The organism is Streptomyces sp. NPDC001450, from assembly GCF_053597295.1.
Genome location: NZ_JBSFHY010000035.1, coordinates 80,809 through 99,353, shown reverse-complemented (window position 1 = coordinate 99,353; position 18,545 = coordinate 80,809). Strand labels below are relative to the sequence as shown.

Genomic DNA, 18,545 nt, shown 5'->3' with positions numbered 1-18,545 from the left:
CCATGAGCGCCCCAGCCACAGGGAACGCCAACCGGTCACGAAGCCGTGACCGAGAAGGTGTCCACGGCCACGTCGAAGTACTCCCGGGCCTCCTTGACCTTGCCGACCGGCGCCGACACCCACACGTCGTACATCCGGCCGCCCTCCTCCCAGCACACGTCGTAGGTGTGGCGCGCACCCTCCGCGGCGCTGAAGCCGTTCCAGGTGAACTCCCAGAGCGCGGCGGGATGTCCGGCGTGCGTGGTCTCGGTGACCCGGCCGTCGTGGTAACCGGGGTTGGTGCTGGGCCCGTCGGCCGCCGACCGGTTCATCACCGCGACCGGGCCGCCGGGTTCGGGCGCGGAGACCTTGATGCCGAGGCGGAAGGTCTGCCCCGGGGAGAGGTAGAAGACCCGCTCGCCCTGGCGTTCGCGGGTGAAGTCCTCCGGCACGGCGAGGGAGAAGCCGGCCGGGTCCCGGGCGGTGCGGTAGCCGGAGGGTGCGGTGTGCTTGGTGGAGGCCGCCGGTGCGCTGCTCGTGGTGGGCGTCGGGGACTTCGGGGCGCCGGTGGACGGGGAGTTGCCGGTCGGCGTCGCCGGGCTGGTCGCCGAACCGCTCGGAGTGCCGCCGCCTGCGTCGCCGCCCTGGTTCAGCAGCAGCGCAGCCGCCGACACGCCCGCGCCGGCCACCGCGGCCACGAGCAGCGCGGCGACCAGCACTCCGCGCGCGGACTGGCGTGCGGCCGGGGGCTGTTCGGCGGTGGGCGCGGGCGGGTCGAGCGGCCCGCGCGGCACGTCGTGCTCGGTAGGCGTGTAGGGGGTCACGGGCGTACGGCCTCTGGAGTCACCGAGCCGGGGCGTCCTGGGTGTACGGCCTCTCGTGTCACCGGTCCGGGTCGCGCGGACCGAGCCCGGTGTGCCGCCCGGCGCGGCCGGGGTGCGCCCCGTCTCCAGGTACGTCCGCAGCATCCGCTCGGCCTCCGCCGCGCCCAGCCGCCGGTCGGGGTCGCGCTCCAGCAGGCCGAGTACGACGGGCAGCAGCGGCTCGGCCTGTGCGGGTGGCCGGATGTCGGCGGCGACGACGGCGTGCAGGATGCCGCCGAGCGAGTCGCGCCGGAACGGCGACTCGCCGCTGAGCGTCGTGCACAGCAGCGCGCCCACCGACCACAGGTCGGACTCCGGCCCGGTGCGGACGCCGGACATCCGTTCGGGGGCGGTGTACTCGGGCGAGCCGACGAAGGAGCCGGTCTCGGTGAGCGTGGTGGCGCCCGCGACCTGTGCGATGCCGAAGTCGGTGAGCACGACCCGGCGGGTGCCGGACTCGATCAGCACGTTCGCCGGCTTGATGTCCCGGTGCAGCACCCCGGCCGCGTGCGCGGTGCGCAGCGCGCTCAGCAGGTCGATGCCGATCCGGGCGACCTCCGCGGCGTCGACCGGCCCGCTGGTGGCGATGCGGTCGGCGAGCGAGCCGCCGTCGATCAGCTCCATGACGATGTACGGCCGTTCGTCCTGCTCGACCACGTCGTGCACGACGATGATGTGCGGGTGCCGCAGCTGCGCCACCGCCCGTGCCTCGCGGAAGGTGCGCTCCCGGCGGTGACGGGCGTCGTCGTCCGTGAGGGAGTCGTCCGGCGCCAGCTCCTTGACCGCCACGTGGCGGCCCAGCACCTCGTCGCTCGCCCGCCACACGACGCCCATTCCGCCGCGCCCGATCCGCGCCAGTAGGCGGTAACGGCCCGCGATCACACGGAAGTCGTCCCCCTCGGATCCCATGAGCCCCATCATGCCGCACCGGCCGCACGCCTTCCGGGGCGGTCATCGGCCAAGCCTCGGGGACTCAGCCGGAGTTCGGCTGCCAGCGCTGCAGGACCCACTTGAACTGCTTGCTCGTCGTCGCCCAGTCGGCGGCGGGCGACGACATGTAGATGGCGTACTCGACTCCCTGGCGCGAGTAGTACGTCTCCTCGATGGCATGTCGCGGGCCGGGCACGTAGGGCGGGACCGTCTTCTGGGCGGTCCAGGTGTACTCCCACAGCGAGCCCTTGCAGTCGCGGAAGACGTTCTCGTGCATGACCACTTGCTTGTAGTCGATCAGCCGCTGGAGCTGCTGTTCCAGGTCCTGCTGGTGCTGGAAGGCGTCGGCGAAGTCCGGGTTGGTGTCGATGGCGATGCGGACGAAGTGCTTGCCGTCGTCGGGCGAGTAGTCGATCTGCTTGAGGTCGCTCTCGTTCTGGTACACCTTGCGCTTCCAGCCCTTGGGCAGCATGAGGCTGAAGCCCAACGGGTCGTTCTGGCGCACCCAGCAGTCGGGGGCCACGCCCTCCGGACCCGGGCTGCACGAGGCCGAGGCCGAGGTCGCGGGCGCCGGGGTCGCCCCGCCCTTCTCGGCGTCCGCCTGCATGGCGCCCCATTGCTGGAAGGCCACCGCGGCACCGCCGCCGAGCACGGCCGCGACGGCGACGACCAGCGCGAGCGTGCGCAGGCGGCGCCGCGGGCGGGGGCGAGCCGGTGCGGTGGGGCCCACCGTGGTCGGGCCCGTCCCCTGCGGGCCCACCGCCGTCGGACCGGTGACGGAACGCCCCGCGGCCCCCGGCCCGGAGCCGTGGCCCGAGGTGCCGGCCCCGGAGGTGTACGACTCACTGCCGTACGACCCGCTGGGGAAGGACCCGCCGGCGTCCACGCCCCGGCCCTGGGTCGGTACGAACGCCTGTGCGGCGTTCGGGCGGCGGCCCTCCACCGCCTCGGCGAGCATCTGCTCCGTCTCCTCCGCGCTCGGCCGCTGGGCCGGCTCCTTGCGCAGCAGCGCGGTGATGACGGGGCCGAGCGCACCCGCGTGGCGGAGCTCCTCCGCCTCCTCCTCGACGACCGCCTGCATGGTGCTCAGCGGCGAGGTGCGGCGGAACGGCGAGCGGCCCTCGACCGCCGTGTACAGCGTGGCGCCGAGCGCCCACAGGTCCGAGGACGGGCCGGGGTCGTGGCCGCGCACCCGCTCGGGAGCGAGGTAGTCGACCGAGCCGACGACCTCGCCGGTGCGGGTGATGGTGGTGTCGCCCTCGATCTGGGCGATGCCGAAGTCGGTGAGCAGCACCCGGCCGTCCCGGCCGAGCAGCACGTTGCCGGGCTTGACGTCGCGGTGCAGCACGCCGGCGGAGTGCGCGGCGCGCAGCGCCCGCAGCACCCACAGGCCGATCCGGGCGGCCTCGCGCGCGTCGAGGCGGCCGCGGTCCTTGACCGCGTCGGCCAGCGAGCGGCCCTCGACCAGCTCCATCACGATCCACGGGCGGCCGTCGTGTTCGAGCACGTCATGGACGGTGACGACGGCGGAGTGGTTGATGCGCGCGGCGGCCCGCGCCTCGGCCCGGGTGCGGGCGAGCAGTACGGCCTGGTCGCTCTCGGACACATAGAGCGCGGCGGTCAACTCCTTGACGGCCACCGTCCGGTGCAGCACCTCGTCGTGGGCGCGCCACACCCGGCCCATGCCGCCGCTGCCGATGGAATCGGCAAGCCGGTAGCGGCCCGCTACCAGCAGGCCCTGCATCTGATTCACGTTGCCCCGCAATGCTCTTGACAGGGTCAGACTAAGGACCGGCCTGCCCGCTGGGAACAAGCGGGGGGCCAAGGAAACCCCACTGTGACGGTTGTCGCTTCTCCCCGCGAACGGGAACCGAACCCTCGCTCGCTCAACCGGTATACAGGGCGCTCAACCCGTGTAGCGGTACGTCGCCGTAGCCTGCTCGTAGAGCCGCGTCACCTCGTCCCGCTCGGCCTCCGGTCCCCTGACCTGGACGATGTGGTAGCGGCCGTTCAGCAGGATCGCCATGTTGCGCACGTACAGGTCGCGCCCCTGCCCGTCGGTCCAGGTGAACTGGCCCTCGGCCATGGTCCGTCCGCCCACCTCGATGGTTCTCAGGCCGGTGGCCGTGGCCCAGCTGGAGTCCCGGTACGGCTGCAGTTCGCGCTCCTTGTCCCGCTGGTAGACCATCGGGTCGCTGCCGTTGGCCGAGGCGCTGTCCCGCCCCGGTACGACGAGCAGCTCGAAGTTCCCGTGCGAGTAGACCACCTGGCCGCTGCCGTTCTTGGGCGTGCGGTCCCAGCCCTTGGCGACGGCGACCTTGAAACCGTCCGGGTCGGTTCGCAGGGTGAACCCGTCGGCGACGGAGGGGTCGCCGCCGGTCTGCGTCTCGGTAGCCGGCTCGGACGCCGAGGAACTGGCGCCCGCGGAGGGCCCGGACGACGGCTGCTGGGTGCGGGAGGGCGCGGGGCTCGCCTCCCCGGCGCTGCCGGTACGGTCGCTGCCCGCCGCGCCGCTCTCCCCCTGCTTCGGCATGAACAGCATCGCGTACGCCACCGCGCCGGCCAGCAGGAGCAGTATCACCAGGAGCAGCGTCCGGCCGAGGCTGCGCGGGGAACGGGCCGCCTCCTCCCGGGCCCGCTTGTGTCTGCCGTGCGGATGGGGCGCGGGCATCCCGGCGCGCCGCCGCCGCACCAGCTCACCGCGGCGCCGGACGATCGGCAGCCGGCTCGGGTCGGCGGGCGGGACGGGGACGACATGGGTGCCGGCGTCCGGCTCGGGCGCGGAACGCACCAGCGAGCGCAGCCAGCCGCTCAGCTCCTCGAAGTCCAGCCGGTCGGTGGGGTCCTGACGCAGCAGCGACTCCACGACCGGGCGCAGCGGCCCGCACTCCTCGGCGAAGGCGGGCGGCTCCGCGCACACCAGCTGCACCAGCTCGGCCGTGGACTCCTCGGGGTAAGGGGCATGCCCCTGCACGGCCCGGAACAGCAGCGCCCCGAGGGCCCACAGGTCGGTGGCAGGCCCGATCGGCGCCGCCAGCTGCCAGTTCTCGTGCACGGGCCCGGCCTGCTCCGGCGCCCACCGCTCGGTCACCGGCCCCACGACGGTCATCCGCACCTGCCGCGCCCGCTCGGCGGCGAGCGCGGTGGCGGGACCACGGCGTACGGCACCGGCGCCGGGCTCGTCCCAGCGGGAGGCACCGGTGGCCGGGGCGGGGACAGGGGCGAGGGCCTGGCCGGGAGCGGGGGTGCCGTGACCGGAGCCGCGCGGCTGACCGGCAGACGCCTGGCCGGGTACGGGCAGGTGGCCCGAGCCGGGTGCTGCGTCGGGGCGCTCGGCGGGAGGCAGCCCGGGTCGCTGTCCGGCGCCGCCCGGCTCGGCCGGCAGGATCGGCGCGGCCGGCGTGCCTGCGGGGCCTGTGCGCGGTGAGGCTCCGTGCCAGGAGCTGCCCTGCACCCCGTAGGGGTCGGCGATGCGGCCGGGCGGCGAGGTGGCCTGGCCGGAGGAGTACGGCGGCTGCACCGTGCCGTTGGCATCGGCCTCGCCCTCCGCGGGCGGGCGGGCTCCGGGCAGGGCGGTGCGGCCGTTCTGCTGGGCTTCCTGCACCCGGGCTGCGGCCCGGGCTCCCGCACGGTACGCGGCGATGGCCCCGGCCCGCGCGGCACGGATGTCGTCGCCGCTCTCCAGGGTCCGTCGGCCCGCCGGTCCGGGGACGGTGGCCCCACCGGAAGCTCCGTTCGTGCCCGGCACCGGTAGCCCACCGGCCGCCCGCGCCTGGATCGCGGCCCGTCGCGCGGCCTCGGGATCCACGTCCGGGGACGGCACGGGTCCCGGACCGTCCGCCGGGCCACTCACCGCACCGGCCGGAACACCGCCACCTGCGGCGCCCCGTCCGTCGCCGCCACCGAGCCCCTGACCACCGGAGCCGCCGAAGCCCTGACCACCGGTTCCGCCGAGCCGTTGGCCACCGGACCCGCCCGGCCCCTGCCCGCCCGAGCCGATGCCGTCGCCTGCACCGCCGCCCGGCCCGATGGCCCCCGCCGGCCCTTCCTGGCCCTGTTGCCCGTCCTGAGCCGGCACCGGTTCGTACCCGCACAGTGCCTCCTCCGCCGCGCCGACCGCGAGGCCGGTCAGCATCACGCGGCCGTCGTCGCAGACGAGGACCGTGCGGGCGGTGATGTTGCGGTGCACCCAGCCGTGACCGTGCAGGACACGCAGCGCCATGAGGACGTCGGAGGCGACCTCGGCCGCCCGGTACGGCGTCAGCGGCTGCTCGGCCAGCAGCGCGGACAGCGGACGTGCGGCCACCCACTCGCTCACGATCCACAGTGAGCCGCCCTCGGCGAACACGTCGAAGACCTGGTCCAGCCGCGGGTGGTCGGGGATGCTCGCCGCCGCCTGCGCAGCCTCGACGGCGCGCCGCACCGCCGGATCCGAGGGGCGGCGAGTGGCGGTCCGGGCCGCCGGGGTTCGACGCGCCCCGCGCTCACGGGCGGTGAACCCCTCGGGCAGCCCCTCCGCGTCGAGCACCTCGGCCTCGACGATCTCCGGCAGCGGCACCTGACGGACCAGCACTTCCTGACCGCTGTAGGTGTCGAAGGCCCGGGTCTCGGTCAGCTCGTACTCGTCGGAGGGCGGCAGCGGCAGGCGGTAGCGGTCGGCGAGCACCCGGCCCGCATAGTCGTCCACGTTGCCTCCCCCGGCCGCCTGGTCGTTCACATCCGTTCCCGTACGGCCCGTTGCGCATCCCCAATCCGGCTCCGTACGGTCCGCAACCATTCACGATACGTGCCGGAGGCAACTCGCATTGAGGGGATGACGGATTCTCACGGCCCCAAACGGGGCTCGTTCACATCACGACTTGGGTTCGAAGGACGTCGTGAGCGTCTTCCAGGTGGCCTTGCGCAGAGGGCTGTTCCACTCCGCGGCCTTCGCCGTGTACATCAGCCCGTAACCGAGATGGCCGTTCACCACGAACCCCCGGTCGATCGAACGGTACTGGGTACCGCCCTCCACGTAGGTGAACTCCCAGTCCGCCGTGTTCCAGCCGCGGTAGTCCACCTGCTCTATGCGGATCTTGTGGTACTGGGAGCGGAACATGTAGCGCTCCTGGTTCTTCCAGTCCGCCACCGGGTCGTTCTTGGGAGTACTGGTCCAGCCGACGAGCAGCTTCTGCCCGTTCGGCCCGGTGTAGCGGTCTCCGGCCTGCCCGGTGGACCGGTACTTCCACCCCTTGGGCAGCCCGATCGAGTACCCCTGGGCGCCCTTGCGGGTCGACACCACCGGTGCGCTCCCGCTCTTCGAGCCGGACGAACCGGAGTTGTCACCGGCGGCCGGACTCGCGCCCGTCTCCGTCGCCGAACCGGTCGTGGCGGACGCCGAGGTGTCGCCGTCCGCCTTGGCGCCGCTGTCGGTGTTCTCCTTGCTGCCCGAGCCCTTGTCCTGCTTGGTGGAGGCGCTGGCGCTGGTCGCGGCCTTGGCACCGCTGCCGTTCTTGCCGCCCTTGTTCCCGTTGAGCGCGATGGCCAGCACGGTGCCGATCACGGCGAGCACGACCACCACCGCGATGATCACCAGCGTCCGCCTGGGCACCACGTCGGTGAGCGGCGCCCTCGGCACCGGCCGCGGCGGCAGGTCCAGGTCCGGCGGCGGCACCACGGGCCACCCCGAACTCGGCTTTTTCACGTTGGAGTTCGGCGCGGCGGCGGCACCCTGGGCCGCCCCGGCCGGCCTGCCGGGCGTCCCGGCGCCCGTCCCCGAACCGCTCTCCACGGCCGGCTTGCCGCCAGTACCCGGGGCCGCCGTACCGCCACCGCTCTTCGCGCGCACGGGCGCCGACGAGCCCGCCGCCCCGGCCGCCTTGCGGACCGAACGCAGCGCCCCGCGCAGCTTCTCCCCGGCCTCCTCGCCCCGCTTGCCCTCGGGCCCGCCGGGCTGCGCCGGCAGCGGAACCACCCTGGTGGCGTCCATCGCCTCCGGCTCCGGCGCGTGGATCACCGTGTTGAGCATCGCCCGGGCACCGGCGTCGTCGAGCCGCTGCGCCGGGTCCTTGGTGAGCAGGCCGTAGATGACGTCCCGGAGCGGACCCGCGTTCTTGGGCTCCTCCAGGGGCTCGGTCATCACCGCGGTCAGCGTGGCGATCGCCGAACCCTTGTCGTACGGCGGCAGACCCTCGACCGCCGCGTACAGCAGGCCGCCCAGCGACCACAGGTCGGCCGCGGGACCGGGCTTGTGCCCGCGGGCGCGCTCCGGGGAGATGTAGGAGGGGGCGCCGACGAGCATGCCGGTGGAGGTGATGGACGGGTCGCCCTCGACCTGCGCGATACCGAAGTCGGTGAGCACGACCCGGCCGTCGTCGGCGATGAGTACGTTGGACGGTTTCACGTCACGGTGCAGGATGCCCTCGCGGTGCGCGGAGCGCAGCACGTCGAGGATGGCCAGCCCGACCTCGGCGGCACGCCTGGGCTCCAGCAGGCCGTCCTCGCGGATGACCTCGGCGAGGGACTTGCCCTCGACCAACTCCATGACGATCCACGGCCGGTCGTCCTCGTCGACCACGTCGAAGACCGTCACCGCGCTGTTGTTGCGGATCCGGGCGATCGCCTTGGCCTCGCGCAGGGTGCGCGTGATCAGGCGCCGCTTCTCCTCCTCGTCGATGTTCGACGGGAACCGCAGCTCCTTGACGGCGACCGTCCGGCCCAGGGTCTCGTCCTCGGCGCGCCACACCGTGCCCATGCCACCGCGGCCCAGCACGTCTCCCAGCCGGTACCGCCCGGCGAGGAGACGACGCTCGCTCTTGTCCTGACGAGTCTCCTGACGAGATGTTCCCGCCCGCTCCGCCTCCGACATGCGTCCCCTCATGCAACCCGCCCTGACAGAGCCTCCATTGTCCCTCACCCGACAAGCGGCCGACGCCCAGGGTGCCCCTGACCCCGCCAAGGGCTCCGCACACCGCAAGACCCACTGAAGCCGGGGTTCCGCTTACCGGGATGATGGGCCCGAGCAGAGAGGAGCCCGGATGCCGACGCTTCGGACAGTCCTGTCCATACCGGTGCTGCTGGCCCTGCTGCTCGCTCCCACCGCCTCCGGTGCCGACTGCGCGGCCGCCGCCACGGACCCGGTCCTGCCGCTACTGGTCACCCAGGGCAGGGCACCCGCCGCGGCGCTGCTGGCCCTGGACGGAAACCGCTCCCGCTACACAGCCGCCGGTCCGGGCATGGCACGCGCCGACCACTTCCGCGCCGGCAGCGTCACCAAGACCTTCATCGCCACGGTCATGCTGCAACTGGCCGCGGAACACCGGCTGTCCCTGTCCGACACCGTGGAGGGGCACCTGCCGGGACTGCTCCGCGGACGCGGCACCGACGGACGGCACATCACCCTGCGCGCCCTGCTCACCCACACCAGCGGGCTCGCCGACTTCACCCGGGCCACCCGCGGGACCGTCCCTCTGACCCCGGTTCAGGCCGTACGCATCGCCCTCACCCTCCCTCCGGCCCACCCGGGCCGCTACACGTACTCCAGCACCAACTACGTCCTGCTCGGCATGGTCGTCCGGCAGGTCACCGGCCACTCGTACGCCACCGAGGTCCGGCGCCGGATCATCGCTCCACTCGGCCTTACGGGCACCTCCCTTCCCGGATCCCGCGCCTCACTTCCACTGCCGCACGGCCGCGCCTACGCCGCCGACGGCTCCGACGTCACCCGGCTCGACCCGCGCGTGGCCGGCGCGGCGGGTGAGCTGGTGACCACACTGGCCGACCTGGACCGCTTCTACGCGGCCCTGCTCGGCGGCCGGCTGCTGCCCTCGCGCCGGCTGCGCGAGATGCTCAACACCCGTGCCGCGCATGGCTCGTACGGCATGGGGATCTTTCCGGCAAAGCTCCCGTGCGGCATCACGGTGTGGGGACACAACGGCCGGATATCCGGGAGCTACGTGCGCACCGCGGCCACCGTCGACGGCCGACGTGTCCTCACCTTCCGTGTGAACACGGACGCGATCGCAGATCCCCGGCTCGAACCGGCCTTGCTCTCCGCCGGGTTCTGCCATCGCACCTGGTAGAACGTGCCGGTTCCGAACGAAGATCCCGATTCACGACACTCGTTCGAGTGAAAGCCGGGGGTGAGCCAACTTCTGCGCCCTGCGCTCCGGCGCCAGCGGCATGCAGGTGTACTACCTCCAGGACACCCTGAACTACTGCCGTGGCGCCTTTCGGACCTTCCGCTGGTCCGCGAGGCGTCCGAAGACGACTACATCCCGTTGATCACGACGGTGCCGTCGCCCTATTCCGAGCCGGCGGGCGTCGCTTTCATCGAACGGCAGTGGAGCCGGGCGACCACAAGGGCTGGGTATGCGTTCGTCATCGTGACCTCTGACGATCGCCCTGTCGGACAGGTGGGGCTGTGGCTGAGGGACCTGGAACAGGGCCGTGCTTCGCTGGGTTACTGGGTCGTCAACTCGGCGCGTGGTCAGGGTGCGGCCGTGGCTGCCGTCGACGCGGTGGTCGGCTGGGCCTTGCGTGATCTGCGGATTCCCCGACTCGAACTGTGGGTGGATGAACACCGCGACCAACCACGCCTGCCGGTGACTGTTCCCCGGCGGAACGACAACAGCTTCTCAACTCAGCTCAGCGGCACGATGTCCGGCGCCCCCAGCCTCGCCGCGTCCGCCGTCAGGTCGTCCGGCTGGAGCTGGGACTCCCGCTCGGCCTCGACCCGCTTCTCGTAGTGCTCGACCTCGCGCTCGATCTGGTCCTTGTCCCAGCCGAGCACGGGCGCCATCAACTCGGCGGCCTCGCGGGCGCTGCGGGTGCCCCGGTCGAAGGTCTCGATGGAGATCCGGGTTCGGCGGGTGAGCACGTCGTCCAGGTGCCGGGCACCCTCGTGCGAGGCGGCGTACACGACCTCGGCACGCAGATAGTCGTCGGCGGCCTGCAACGGCTCACCCAGGGCGGGGTCGGCGGCGATGAGGTCCAGGATCTCCTCGGCCATCGAGCCGTACCGATTCAACAGGTGTTCCACCCGGACCACGTGCAGTCCGGTGCGGGCGGCGATCCGCGCCCGCGCGTTCCACATCGCCCGGTAGCCCTCCGCGCCCAGCAGCGGGATCTCCTCGGTGACGCAGTCGGCGACGCGCATGTCGAGGCCGTGCACCGCCTCGTCGACGGCGTCCTTCGCCATCACCCGGTACGTCGTGTACTTGCCGCCCGCCACGACCACGAGACCCGGCGCCGGATGCGCCACGGTGTGCTCGCGGGACAGCTTGCTGGTGGCGTCGGACTCGCCGGCCAGCAGCGGACGCAGGCCCGCGTACACACCCTGCACGTCGTCACGGCTGAGCGGGACGGCGAGCACCGAGTTGACGTGCTCCAGCAGGTAGTCGATGTCGGCGCTGGAGGCCGCCGGGTGGGCCTTGTCGAGGTCCCAGCCGGTGTCGGTGGTGCCGACGATCCAGTGCCGGCCCCAGGGGATGACGAACAGGACCGACTTCTCCGTGCGCAGGATCAGACCGGTGGTGGAGTGGATGCGGTCCTTGGGCACGACCAGGTGGATGCCCTTGGAGGCGCGGACGTGGAACTGGCCCCGCTCCCCCACCATCGCCTGCGTGTCGTCGGTCCACACACCGGTGGCGTTGACGATCTGCTGGGCGCGGATCTCGTACTCCCCGCCGCCCTCCACGTCCTGCACCCGGGCGCCGACCACCCGCTCGCCCTCACGCAGGAACCCCGTCACGCGGGCGCGGTTGGCCACCTTCGCGCCGTACGACGCCGCCGTGCGCACCAGGGTCGCCACATACCGGGCGTCGTCCATCTGTGCGTCGTAGTACTGGAGGGCGCCGACCAGGGCGTCCTTCTTCAGACAGGGGGCCACGCGTAGGGCGTGACGGCGGGTCAGGTGCCGGTGCAGGGGCAGGCCCCGGCCGTGCCCGCGGGCCATGGACATCGCGTCGTACAGGGCCACGCCCGAGCCCGCGTACAGGCGCTCCCAGCCCTGGTGCTGCAGCGGGTAGAGGAAGGGCACCGGCTTGACCAGGTGCGGAGCGAGCCGCTCCAGGAGCAGACCGCGCTCCTTCAGGGCCTCGCGGACCAGGGCGAAGTCGAGCATCTCCAGATAGCGCAGGCCGCCGTGGACGAGCTTGCTGGATCTGCTGGAGGTGCCGGAGGCCCAGTCGCGGGCCTCGACCAGGCCGGTGGACAAGCCGCGGGTCACGGCGTCCAGAGCGGTTCCGGCGCCGACCACTCCGCCCCCGACCACCAGCACGTCCAGCTCGCGCTCCGCCATCGCCGCCAGTGCCTCGGCGCGCTGCGCCGGACCCAGAGTCGCTGTCCTCACCGCTGCCTCCCGCTGTCGAAGAACTCGCTCGCGTCGGCCGCACCCGGGTGGGCGAAGCCCCGGTTCACCCCCTTCTCATGCCCAAATTCTGACCGGCTTGCCCGACTTCAGCCACCACGGGCTCCCAAGCTGTGGACAACACGAACACAACCCCCGGAAGACACACGAACACAATCCCACATAACGGTCATATTTACTCCTAGTGTGACAGTGCGCTCGTTCTGGCTGTCCACAGCGGTTGCGCATCTGTCCCGCTTCGGTTACTGGGAAGGACGGGCCCACGCCATGCCCGCAGATCTCGCCGTCATCGGACTCGGTCCCTACGGCCTGCCGCTCGCCCAGGCCGCCGTCGCCGCAGGCATCCCGACCATCGGGTACGCCACCGGCCCCGAGGCGGGTTCGCTCAGCCCCGCCGAGCTGCGGCGGATGCACGCGGCCGGCTTCCGGCCCGGCACCGACCCGGCCCAGCTCGGCCGGGTGCGCACCGCCGTGATCTGCGCGCCCACCCCGCGCGGCACCGACGGCGGGGTCGACCTCGGCCAGGTGGAGGCGGCCGCCCGCACCCTGGCGGAGCGGCTGCGACCGCACACCACGGTCATCCTGGAGTCGCCCGTGCTCCCCGGGACCACCGAGAAGTTCCTGCGCCCCCTGCTGGAGGAGGGCTCCGGACTGCGTGCCGGCCGCGACTTCCACCTCGCCTACTCGCCCAGCCGCGTCGACCCCGGCAACCGCGACCACACCCCCGCCGGCACGCCCAAGGTCATCGGGGGCCTCACCCCCGCCTGCACCGAGTCGGCCGCGGCCTTCTACGGGCGGCTCACCGACAAGGTGGTACGCGCGCGCGGGCTGCGCGAGGCGGAGGCCGTGCAGGTACTGGAGACCAACTACCGGCACGTGAACATCGCGCTCGTCAACGAGATGGCCGTCCTCTGCCACGAGCTGGGCGTCGACCTGTGGGACGTCATCCGCTGCGCGGAGACCAAGCCGTTCGGCTTCCAGGCGTTCCGTCCGGGCCCGGGCGTCGGTGGGCACGGCGTCCCGCAGGACCTCACCGGCCACGCGAGCCGCACGCTGCGCATGGTGGAACTGGCCCAGCAGGTCAACCACCGCATGCCCCGGTACGTCGTCCAGCGCGCCGCCACGCTCCTCAACGAGCACGGCAAGTCCGCGCGCGGTGCCCGCGTCCTGCTCCTCGGCGTCACCTATAAGCCCGACCTCGCCGATCTGCAGAGCACCCCCGCCCGGGAGATCACGGTCCGCCTGATGGAGCTGGGCGCCTCGGTCAGCTACCACGACCCGTACGTACCGTCCTGGAGCGTCCTGGACCGGCCTGTGCCGCGCGCGGACTCCCTGTACGAGGCGGCAGCCGACGCGGACCTGACGATCCTGCTCCAGCACCACCGGACGTACGACTTGCAGGGGCTCTCGGTGAAGGCCCAGCTGCTGCTGGACACGCGGGGGGCTACGCCTACGGGGGCGGCGCATCGGTTGTGAGCAGGGGGCGCGTGGGCGGACCGGGCTCCGAGGCTGGTGGCACACGGCGCGCACCACGGGTACCTTACGGAAACAGGTGGAGCCCACCGCAGCGGCTACTGCGGCAGGCTCCTGGATGGATCACGAAGTGTCCGCCCCTAGTTTCCGTGGGGGCGGCCGCTCACCATCCAAACATCCGCAGGATCCACCTCCTCCGGCACCTGACCGCCCAAAGACGGATTCGGTCCCAGCGGGTGGGCTTGCGGTGGCGTCCCATGGGCGCCCCCACACCACGCCACGCGCCCCGAGCAAGCCCCAGGTCACGCGAAGGGGGCCGGTCACCCCACCAGGCGACCAGCCCCCATCACCTCACACGGACTACCGCCGATGCTGCGAGTCCGCCACCGTCACCTCGACCCGCTGGAACTCCTTCAGCTCGCTGTAGCCGGTCGTGGCCATGGCGCGGCGCAGGGCGCCGAAGAAGTTCATCGAGCCGTCCGGGGTGTGGGACGGTCCGGTGAGGATCTCCTCGATCGTGCCGACCGTGCCCAGGTCGACCTTCTTGCCGCGGGGCAGCTCCTCGTTGACCGCCTCCATGCCCCAGTGGTGGCCCTTGCCGGGCGCGTCCGTGGCACGGGCCAGCGGGGAGCCCATCATCACCGAGTCGGCGCCGCAGGCGATCGCCTTCGGGAGGTCGCCGGACCAGCCGACACCGCCGTCCGCGATCACGTGCACGTACCGGCCGCCGGACTCGTCCATGTAGTCGCGGCGGGCCGCGGCCACGTCGGCGACCGCGGTGGCCATCGGGACCTGGATGCCGAGCACGTTGCGCGTGGTGTGCGCGGCGCCGCCGCCGAAGCCGACCAGGACACCGGCCGCGCCGGTGCGCATCAGGTGCAGGGCCGCGGTGTACGTGGCGCAGCCGCCGACGATCACCGGGACGTCCAGCTCGTAGATGAACTGCTTCAGGTTCAGCGGCTCGTGCGAGCCGGAGACGTGCTCCGCCGAGACCGTCGTACCGCGGATGACGAAGATGTCCACGCCCGCGTCCACGACCGCCTTGGAGAACTGGGCGGTGCGCTGCGGGGAGAGCGCGGCCGCCGTGACCACGCCGGAGTCACGCACCTCCTTGATGCGGGCGCCGATCAGCTCCTCCTTGATGGGAGCCGCGTAGATCTCCTGGAGGCGGCGGGTCGCCTGCTCGGCGGGCAGCTCGGCGATCTCGTCGAGCAGCGGCTGCGGGTCCTCGTACCGCGTCCACAGGCCCTCGAGGTTCAGCACGCCGAGGCCGCCCAGCTCGCCGATCCGGATCGCGGTGGCCGGGGAGACGACCGAGTCCATGGGAGCGGCCAGGAAGGGCAGCTCGAAGCGGTAGGCGTCGATCTGCCAGGCGATCGAGACCTCCTTCGGGTCCCGCGTACGGCGGCTGGGGACGACGGCGATGTCGTCGAAGGCGTACGCCCGGCGGCCGCGCTTGCCGCGCCCGATCTCGATCTCAGTCACGTCTTGGCCTTTCCCTGATGCATTGCAGCGTCTTCCAGTATCGCCGACAGGTACGACAAGGGCGGCCCCGGATGCTCCGGGACCGCCCTTGCACGGCCTGTACGGCCCTCACGCGTGTGCGTGCGTCACCCCTTGTTGCTGTAGTTCGGCGCCTCGACCGTCATCTGGATGTCGTGCGGGTGGCTCTCCTTCAGGCCCGCCGAGGTGATCCGCACGAAGCGGCCCTTGGACTCCATCTCCTCGATGGTGCCGGCACCCACGTAGCCCATGGTCTGACGCAGACCGCCGACGAGCTGGTGCAGCACGTTGGACAGCGGGCCGCGGTAGGGCACCTGGCCCTCGACGCCCTCGGGTACGAGCTTCTCGTCGGAGGTCACTTCGGCCTGGAAGTAACGGTCCTTCGAGTACGACCTGCCCTGGCCGCGGGACTGCATGGCACCCAGCGAGCCCATGCCGCGGTACGACTTGAACTGCTTGCCGTTGATGAACATCAGCTCGCCCGGCGACTCCTCGCAGCCGGCGAGGAGGCTGCCCAGCATGACCGTGTCCGCACCGGCGGCGAGCGCCTTGCCGATGTCGCCGGAATACTGCAGACCGCCGTCGCCGATCAGCGGGATGCCCGCCGGACGGGCGGCGAGGGATGCCTCGTAGATGGCGGTCACCTGCGGGACGCCGATGCCGGCGACCACGCGGGTGGTGCAGATCGAGCCCGGGCCGACGCCCACCTTGATGCCGTCGACACCGGCGTCGATGAGCGCCTGGGCGCCGTCGCGGGTGGCGACGTTGCCGCCGATCACGTCGACGTTCACGCTGGACTTGATCTTCGCCATCCAGCTGAGGGCGTTGCTGTTGTGGCCGTGCGAGGTGTCGACGACCAGGAAGTCCACACCGGCGTCGGCGAGCGCCTGGGCACGCTCCAGCGCCTCGGGGCTGGCGCCGACGGCGGCACCGACGAGCAGGCGGCCCTCGGCGTCCTTGGCGGCGTTGGGGTACTTCTCGGCCTTGACGAAGTCCTTGACCGTGATCAGGCCCTTGAGGACGCCCGCGTCGTCGACCAGCGGCAGCTTCTCGATCTTGTGCTTGCGCAGCAGCTCCATGGCCTCGGGCCCGGAGATGCCGACCTTGCCGGTGACCAGCGGCATCGGGGTCATGACCTCGCGCACCTGGCGCGTGCGGTCGCTCTCGAAGGCCATGTCACGGTTGGTGACGATGCCCAGCAGCTTGCCGGCCGGGTCGGTGACCGGGACACCGCTGATGCGGAACTTGGCGCACAGGGCGTCCGCTTCGGCGAGCGTGGCCTCCGGGTGCACCGTGATCGGGTCGGTGACCATGCCGGACTCGGACCGCTTCACCAGGTCGACCTGGTTGACCTGGTCCTCGACGGACAGATTGCGGTGCAGCACGCCGACACCGCCCAGCCGGGCCATCGCGATCGCCATGCGGGACTCGGTCACCTTGTCCATCGCCGCCGACAGCAGCGGGATGTTGACCCGCACATTGCGGGAGATGCGGGACGAGGTGTCGACCGCGTTGGGGAGCACCTCGGATGCACCCGGCAGCAGCAGCACGTCGTCGTAGGTCAGCCCGAGTGTCGCGAATTTACCGGGCACTCCGTCGACGTTGGCAGTCATGACACCTTCCCCAAATGGCCTTGATCGGTGCGGATGTCCATGCTAACGGGAAGCACGGCTAGCAAATTCCACGGTCCGGAGTGACTTCAGGCTTCGTATGTTCGTACGGGAACGAACGCGCGCCCGTTCAGGAAGCGGAGCTACGGAGGCTCCGCCCAGCGCAGTTACTGCTCGGCGAGCGCGCGCAGGCGGCTCAGCGCCCGATGCTGGGCCACCCGTACGGCGCCGGGTGACATTCCCAACATCTGCCCGGTCTCCTCCGCGGTCAAGCCCACGGCGATGCGCAGCAGGAGCAGCTCGCGCTGGTTCTCGGGGAGGTTGGCCAGCAGCTTCTTGGCCCACTCGGCGTCGCTGCTGAGCAGGGCGCGCTCCTCGGGACCGAGGGAGTCGTCGGGGCGTTCCGGCATCTCGTCCGAGGGGACGGCCGTGGAGCCCGGGTGGCGCATCGCGGCGCGCTGGAGGTCGGCGACCTTGTGCGAGGCGATGGCGAAGACGAAGGCCTCGAAGGGGCGGCCGGTGTCGCGGTAGCGCGGCAGGGCGAGGAGGACGGCGACGCAGACCTCCTGGGCGAGGTCCTCCACGAAGTGGCGGGCGTCGCCGGGCAGCCGGGACAGCCGGGTGCGGCAGTAGCGCAGGGCCAGGGGGTGCACATGGGCGAGCAGATCGTGCGTGGCCTGCTCGTCCCCGTCGACGGCGCGATGCACGAGCGCACCGATCGCCCCCGGGACCGTGCCCGCCTCGTCGTCGCGCATCGGTCCATGGTGCACTGAGGCCGTCCGGTCCGTCGCATCGTGTTCGTGGTTGTGCACCGAAGCGTTATGAGCAGGTGCGCCGGCACTCATCCCCTGCGCCCTCCCCTTCCGCTCGACCGACTTGTCCCCGAGAGACTCCACATCTCAAGGATGCGGCATCCGCGCCGAAACGAGCACCGCACGCTCTGCGCTGACCCCCGCAAGGCGGTGAGTGGTGGATCCGCCCCAACGGGCGCAGAGCAAAACAGCAGGTCAGACGGTGACAATGCATTCCGGGTGGGACGGATGCACCACTCACCGCCTACCGACCACACCCGCGGGTGAGCCGGGCCGGAGGCGGAGCGCCTGCGGCCGGCTCATCCGGCCGGGGTCTAGCGGACCAGACCCCAGCGGAATCCCAGGGCCACCGCGTGGGCGCGGTCCGAGGCGCCGAGCTTCTTGAAGAGGCGGCGGGCGTGGGTCTTGACCGTGTCCTCGGAGAGGAACAGCTCGCGGCCGATCTCGGCGTTCGAGCGGCCGTGGCTCATGCCCTCCAGCACCTGGATCTCACGCGCGGTGAGGGTGGGCGCGGCGCCCATCTCGGCCGAGCGGAGCCGGCGCGGGGCCAGCCGCCAGGTGGGGTCGGCGAGGGCCTGCGTCACCGTGGCGCGCAGTTCCGCGCGCGAGGCGTCCTTGTGCAGGTAGCCGCGGGCACCGGCGGCGACCGCGAGGGCGACACCGTCGAGGTCCTCGGCGACGGTGAGCATGATGATGCGCGCGCCCGGGTCGGCGGACAGCAGCCGGCGCACGGTCTCGACGCCGCCCAGGCCGGGCATGCGTACGTCCATCAGGATGAGGTCGGAGCGGTCGGCGCCCCAGCGGCGGAGGACTTCCTCGCCGTTGGCCGCCGTCGTCACGCGCTCGACGCCGGGCACGGTCGCGACCGCGCGGCGGAGCGCCTCTCGGGCAAGCGGGGAGTCGTCGCAGACGAGGACGGATGTCATGACCGCCCTCCGCAGCTGATGCGCGTCACCTTGAGCCTCCAGGCTGGTACGGAATCGTCACCTGTGCGGTCGACCGTCTCGGACGCCTGCCCGAGCGCTTG

The 18,545-nt window shown here is 72.1% G+C and carries 12 protein-coding genes; 3 read left to right on the top strand and 9 right to left on the bottom strand.

What is annotated here, in order from left to right:
* Positions 1-35 precede the first annotated feature (35 nt).
* From ACWC5O_RS32335 to ACWC5O_RS32320, 4 genes are all read right to left on the bottom strand, one after another.
* Entirely contained in the window at positions 36-1,751 is a 1,716-nt protein-coding gene (locus tag ACWC5O_RS32335; RefSeq protein ID WP_450590521.1) for a protein kinase domain-containing protein, read from the bottom strand.
* Between the two features lie 64 nt (positions 1,752-1,815).
* Complete coding sequence (locus ACWC5O_RS32330) at positions 1,816-3,516, bottom strand: serine/threonine-protein kinase (RefSeq protein WP_450590589.1); 1,701 nt, start codon at positions 3,514-3,516, stop codon at positions 1,816-1,818.
* A 162-nt stretch (positions 3,517-3,678) separates the two neighbouring features.
* Positions 3,679-6,459 (bottom strand): protein kinase, encoded by a 2,781-nt coding sequence (locus ACWC5O_RS32325; protein ID WP_450590522.1) that lies wholly within the window; start codon positions 6,457-6,459, stop codon positions 3,679-3,681.
* Positions 6,460-6,624: 165 nt separating this feature from the next.
* Positions 6,625-8,619: a serine/threonine-protein kinase gene (locus tag ACWC5O_RS32320; protein ID WP_450590590.1), complete on the bottom strand. Its 1,995-nt coding sequence runs from the start codon at positions 8,617-8,619 to the stop codon at positions 6,625-6,627.
* Between the two features lie 169 nt (positions 8,620-8,788).
* On the opposite strand from ACWC5O_RS32320, the gene ACWC5O_RS32315 reads away from it, so the two are divergent.
* Together ACWC5O_RS32315 and ACWC5O_RS32310 are read left to right on the top strand one after the other, a co-directional pair.
* Positions 8,789-9,832 (top strand): serine hydrolase domain-containing protein, encoded by a 1,044-nt coding sequence (locus ACWC5O_RS32315; protein ID WP_450590523.1) that lies wholly within the window; start codon positions 8,789-8,791, stop codon positions 9,830-9,832.
* Between the two features lie 60 nt (positions 9,833-9,892).
* Positions 9,893-10,498, top strand: a complete 606-nt coding sequence (locus ACWC5O_RS32310) for a GNAT family N-acetyltransferase (RefSeq protein WP_450590524.1) — start codon at positions 9,893-9,895, stop codon at positions 10,496-10,498.
* Here the strand turns inward: ACWC5O_RS32310 and ACWC5O_RS32305 are convergent.
* Positions 10,393-12,102, bottom strand: coding sequence for a glycerol-3-phosphate dehydrogenase/oxidase (locus ACWC5O_RS32305; protein WP_450590525.1), 1,710 nt, complete (start codon positions 12,100-12,102; stop codon positions 10,393-10,395). The two genes, ACWC5O_RS32310 and ACWC5O_RS32305, sit on opposite strands and share 106 nt — an antisense overlap.
* A 285-nt stretch (positions 12,103-12,387) precedes the next feature.
* On the opposite strand from ACWC5O_RS32305, the gene ACWC5O_RS32300 reads away from it, so the two are divergent.
* Positions 12,388-13,596, top strand: a complete 1,209-nt coding sequence (locus tag ACWC5O_RS32300) for a nucleotide sugar dehydrogenase (RefSeq protein WP_450590526.1) — start codon at positions 12,388-12,390, stop codon at positions 13,594-13,596.
* Between the two features lie 357 nt (positions 13,597-13,953).
* Here ACWC5O_RS32300 and ACWC5O_RS32295 read toward each other — a convergent pair whose 3' ends face one another.
* The 4 genes from ACWC5O_RS32295 to ACWC5O_RS32280 form a co-directional block, all read right to left on the bottom strand.
* A complete protein-coding gene (locus tag ACWC5O_RS32295) occupies positions 13,954-15,078 on the bottom strand; it encodes a GuaB3 family IMP dehydrogenase-related protein (RefSeq protein WP_450590527.1) in 1,125 nt (374 codons plus the stop codon).
* A 125-nt stretch (positions 15,079-15,203) separates the two neighbouring features.
* The gene (gene guaB, locus ACWC5O_RS32290) at positions 15,204-16,709 is read right to left on the bottom strand and encodes an IMP dehydrogenase (protein WP_450590528.1); all 1,506 of its coding nucleotides are present in this window, start codon (positions 16,707-16,709) and stop codon (positions 15,204-15,206) included.
* A 164-nt stretch (positions 16,710-16,873) separates the two neighbouring features.
* Positions 16,874-17,461: a sigma-70 family RNA polymerase sigma factor gene (locus ACWC5O_RS32285; RefSeq protein ID WP_145879555.1), complete on the bottom strand. Its 588-nt coding sequence runs from the start codon at positions 17,459-17,461 to the stop codon at positions 16,874-16,876.
* Positions 17,462-17,832: 371 nt separating this feature from the next.
* Positions 17,833-18,444, bottom strand: a complete 612-nt coding sequence (locus tag ACWC5O_RS32280) for a response regulator transcription factor (RefSeq protein ID WP_003948568.1) — start codon at positions 18,442-18,444, stop codon at positions 17,833-17,835.
* Positions 18,445-18,545: the final 101 nt, after the last annotated feature.

Excerpts from the sequence above, each read along its gene's own strand:
- ACWC5O_RS32280 (WP_003948568.1), bottom strand. The coding sequence starts at position 18,444 with ATGACATCCGTCCTCGTCTGCGACGACTCCCCGCTTGCCCGAGAGGCG.
- ACWC5O_RS32285 (WP_145879555.1), bottom strand. The coding sequence starts at position 17,461 with ATGCGCGACGACGAGGCGGGCACGGTCCCGGGGGCGATCGGTGCGCTC.
- ACWC5O_RS32315 (WP_450590523.1), top strand. The coding sequence starts at position 8,789 with ATGCCGACGCTTCGGACAGTCCTGTCCATACCGGTGCTGCTGGCCCTG.
- ACWC5O_RS32330 (WP_450590589.1), bottom strand. The coding sequence starts at position 3,516 with ATGCAGGGCCTGCTGGTAGCGGGCCGCTACCGGCTTGCCGATTCCATC.
- ACWC5O_RS32335 (WP_450590521.1), bottom strand. The coding sequence starts at position 1,751 with ATGGGATCCGAGGGGGACGACTTCCGTGTGATCGCGGGCCGTTACCGC.
- guaB (WP_450590528.1), bottom strand. The coding sequence starts at position 16,709 with ATGACTGCCAACGTCGACGGAGTGCCCGGTAAATTCGCGACACTCGGG.
- ACWC5O_RS32300 (WP_450590526.1), top strand. The coding sequence starts at position 12,388 with ATGCCCGCAGATCTCGCCGTCATCGGACTCGGTCCCTACGGCCTGCCG.
- ACWC5O_RS32320 (WP_450590590.1), bottom strand. The coding sequence starts at position 8,619 with ATGTCGGAGGCGGAGCGGGCGGGAACATCTCGTCAGGAGACTCGTCAG.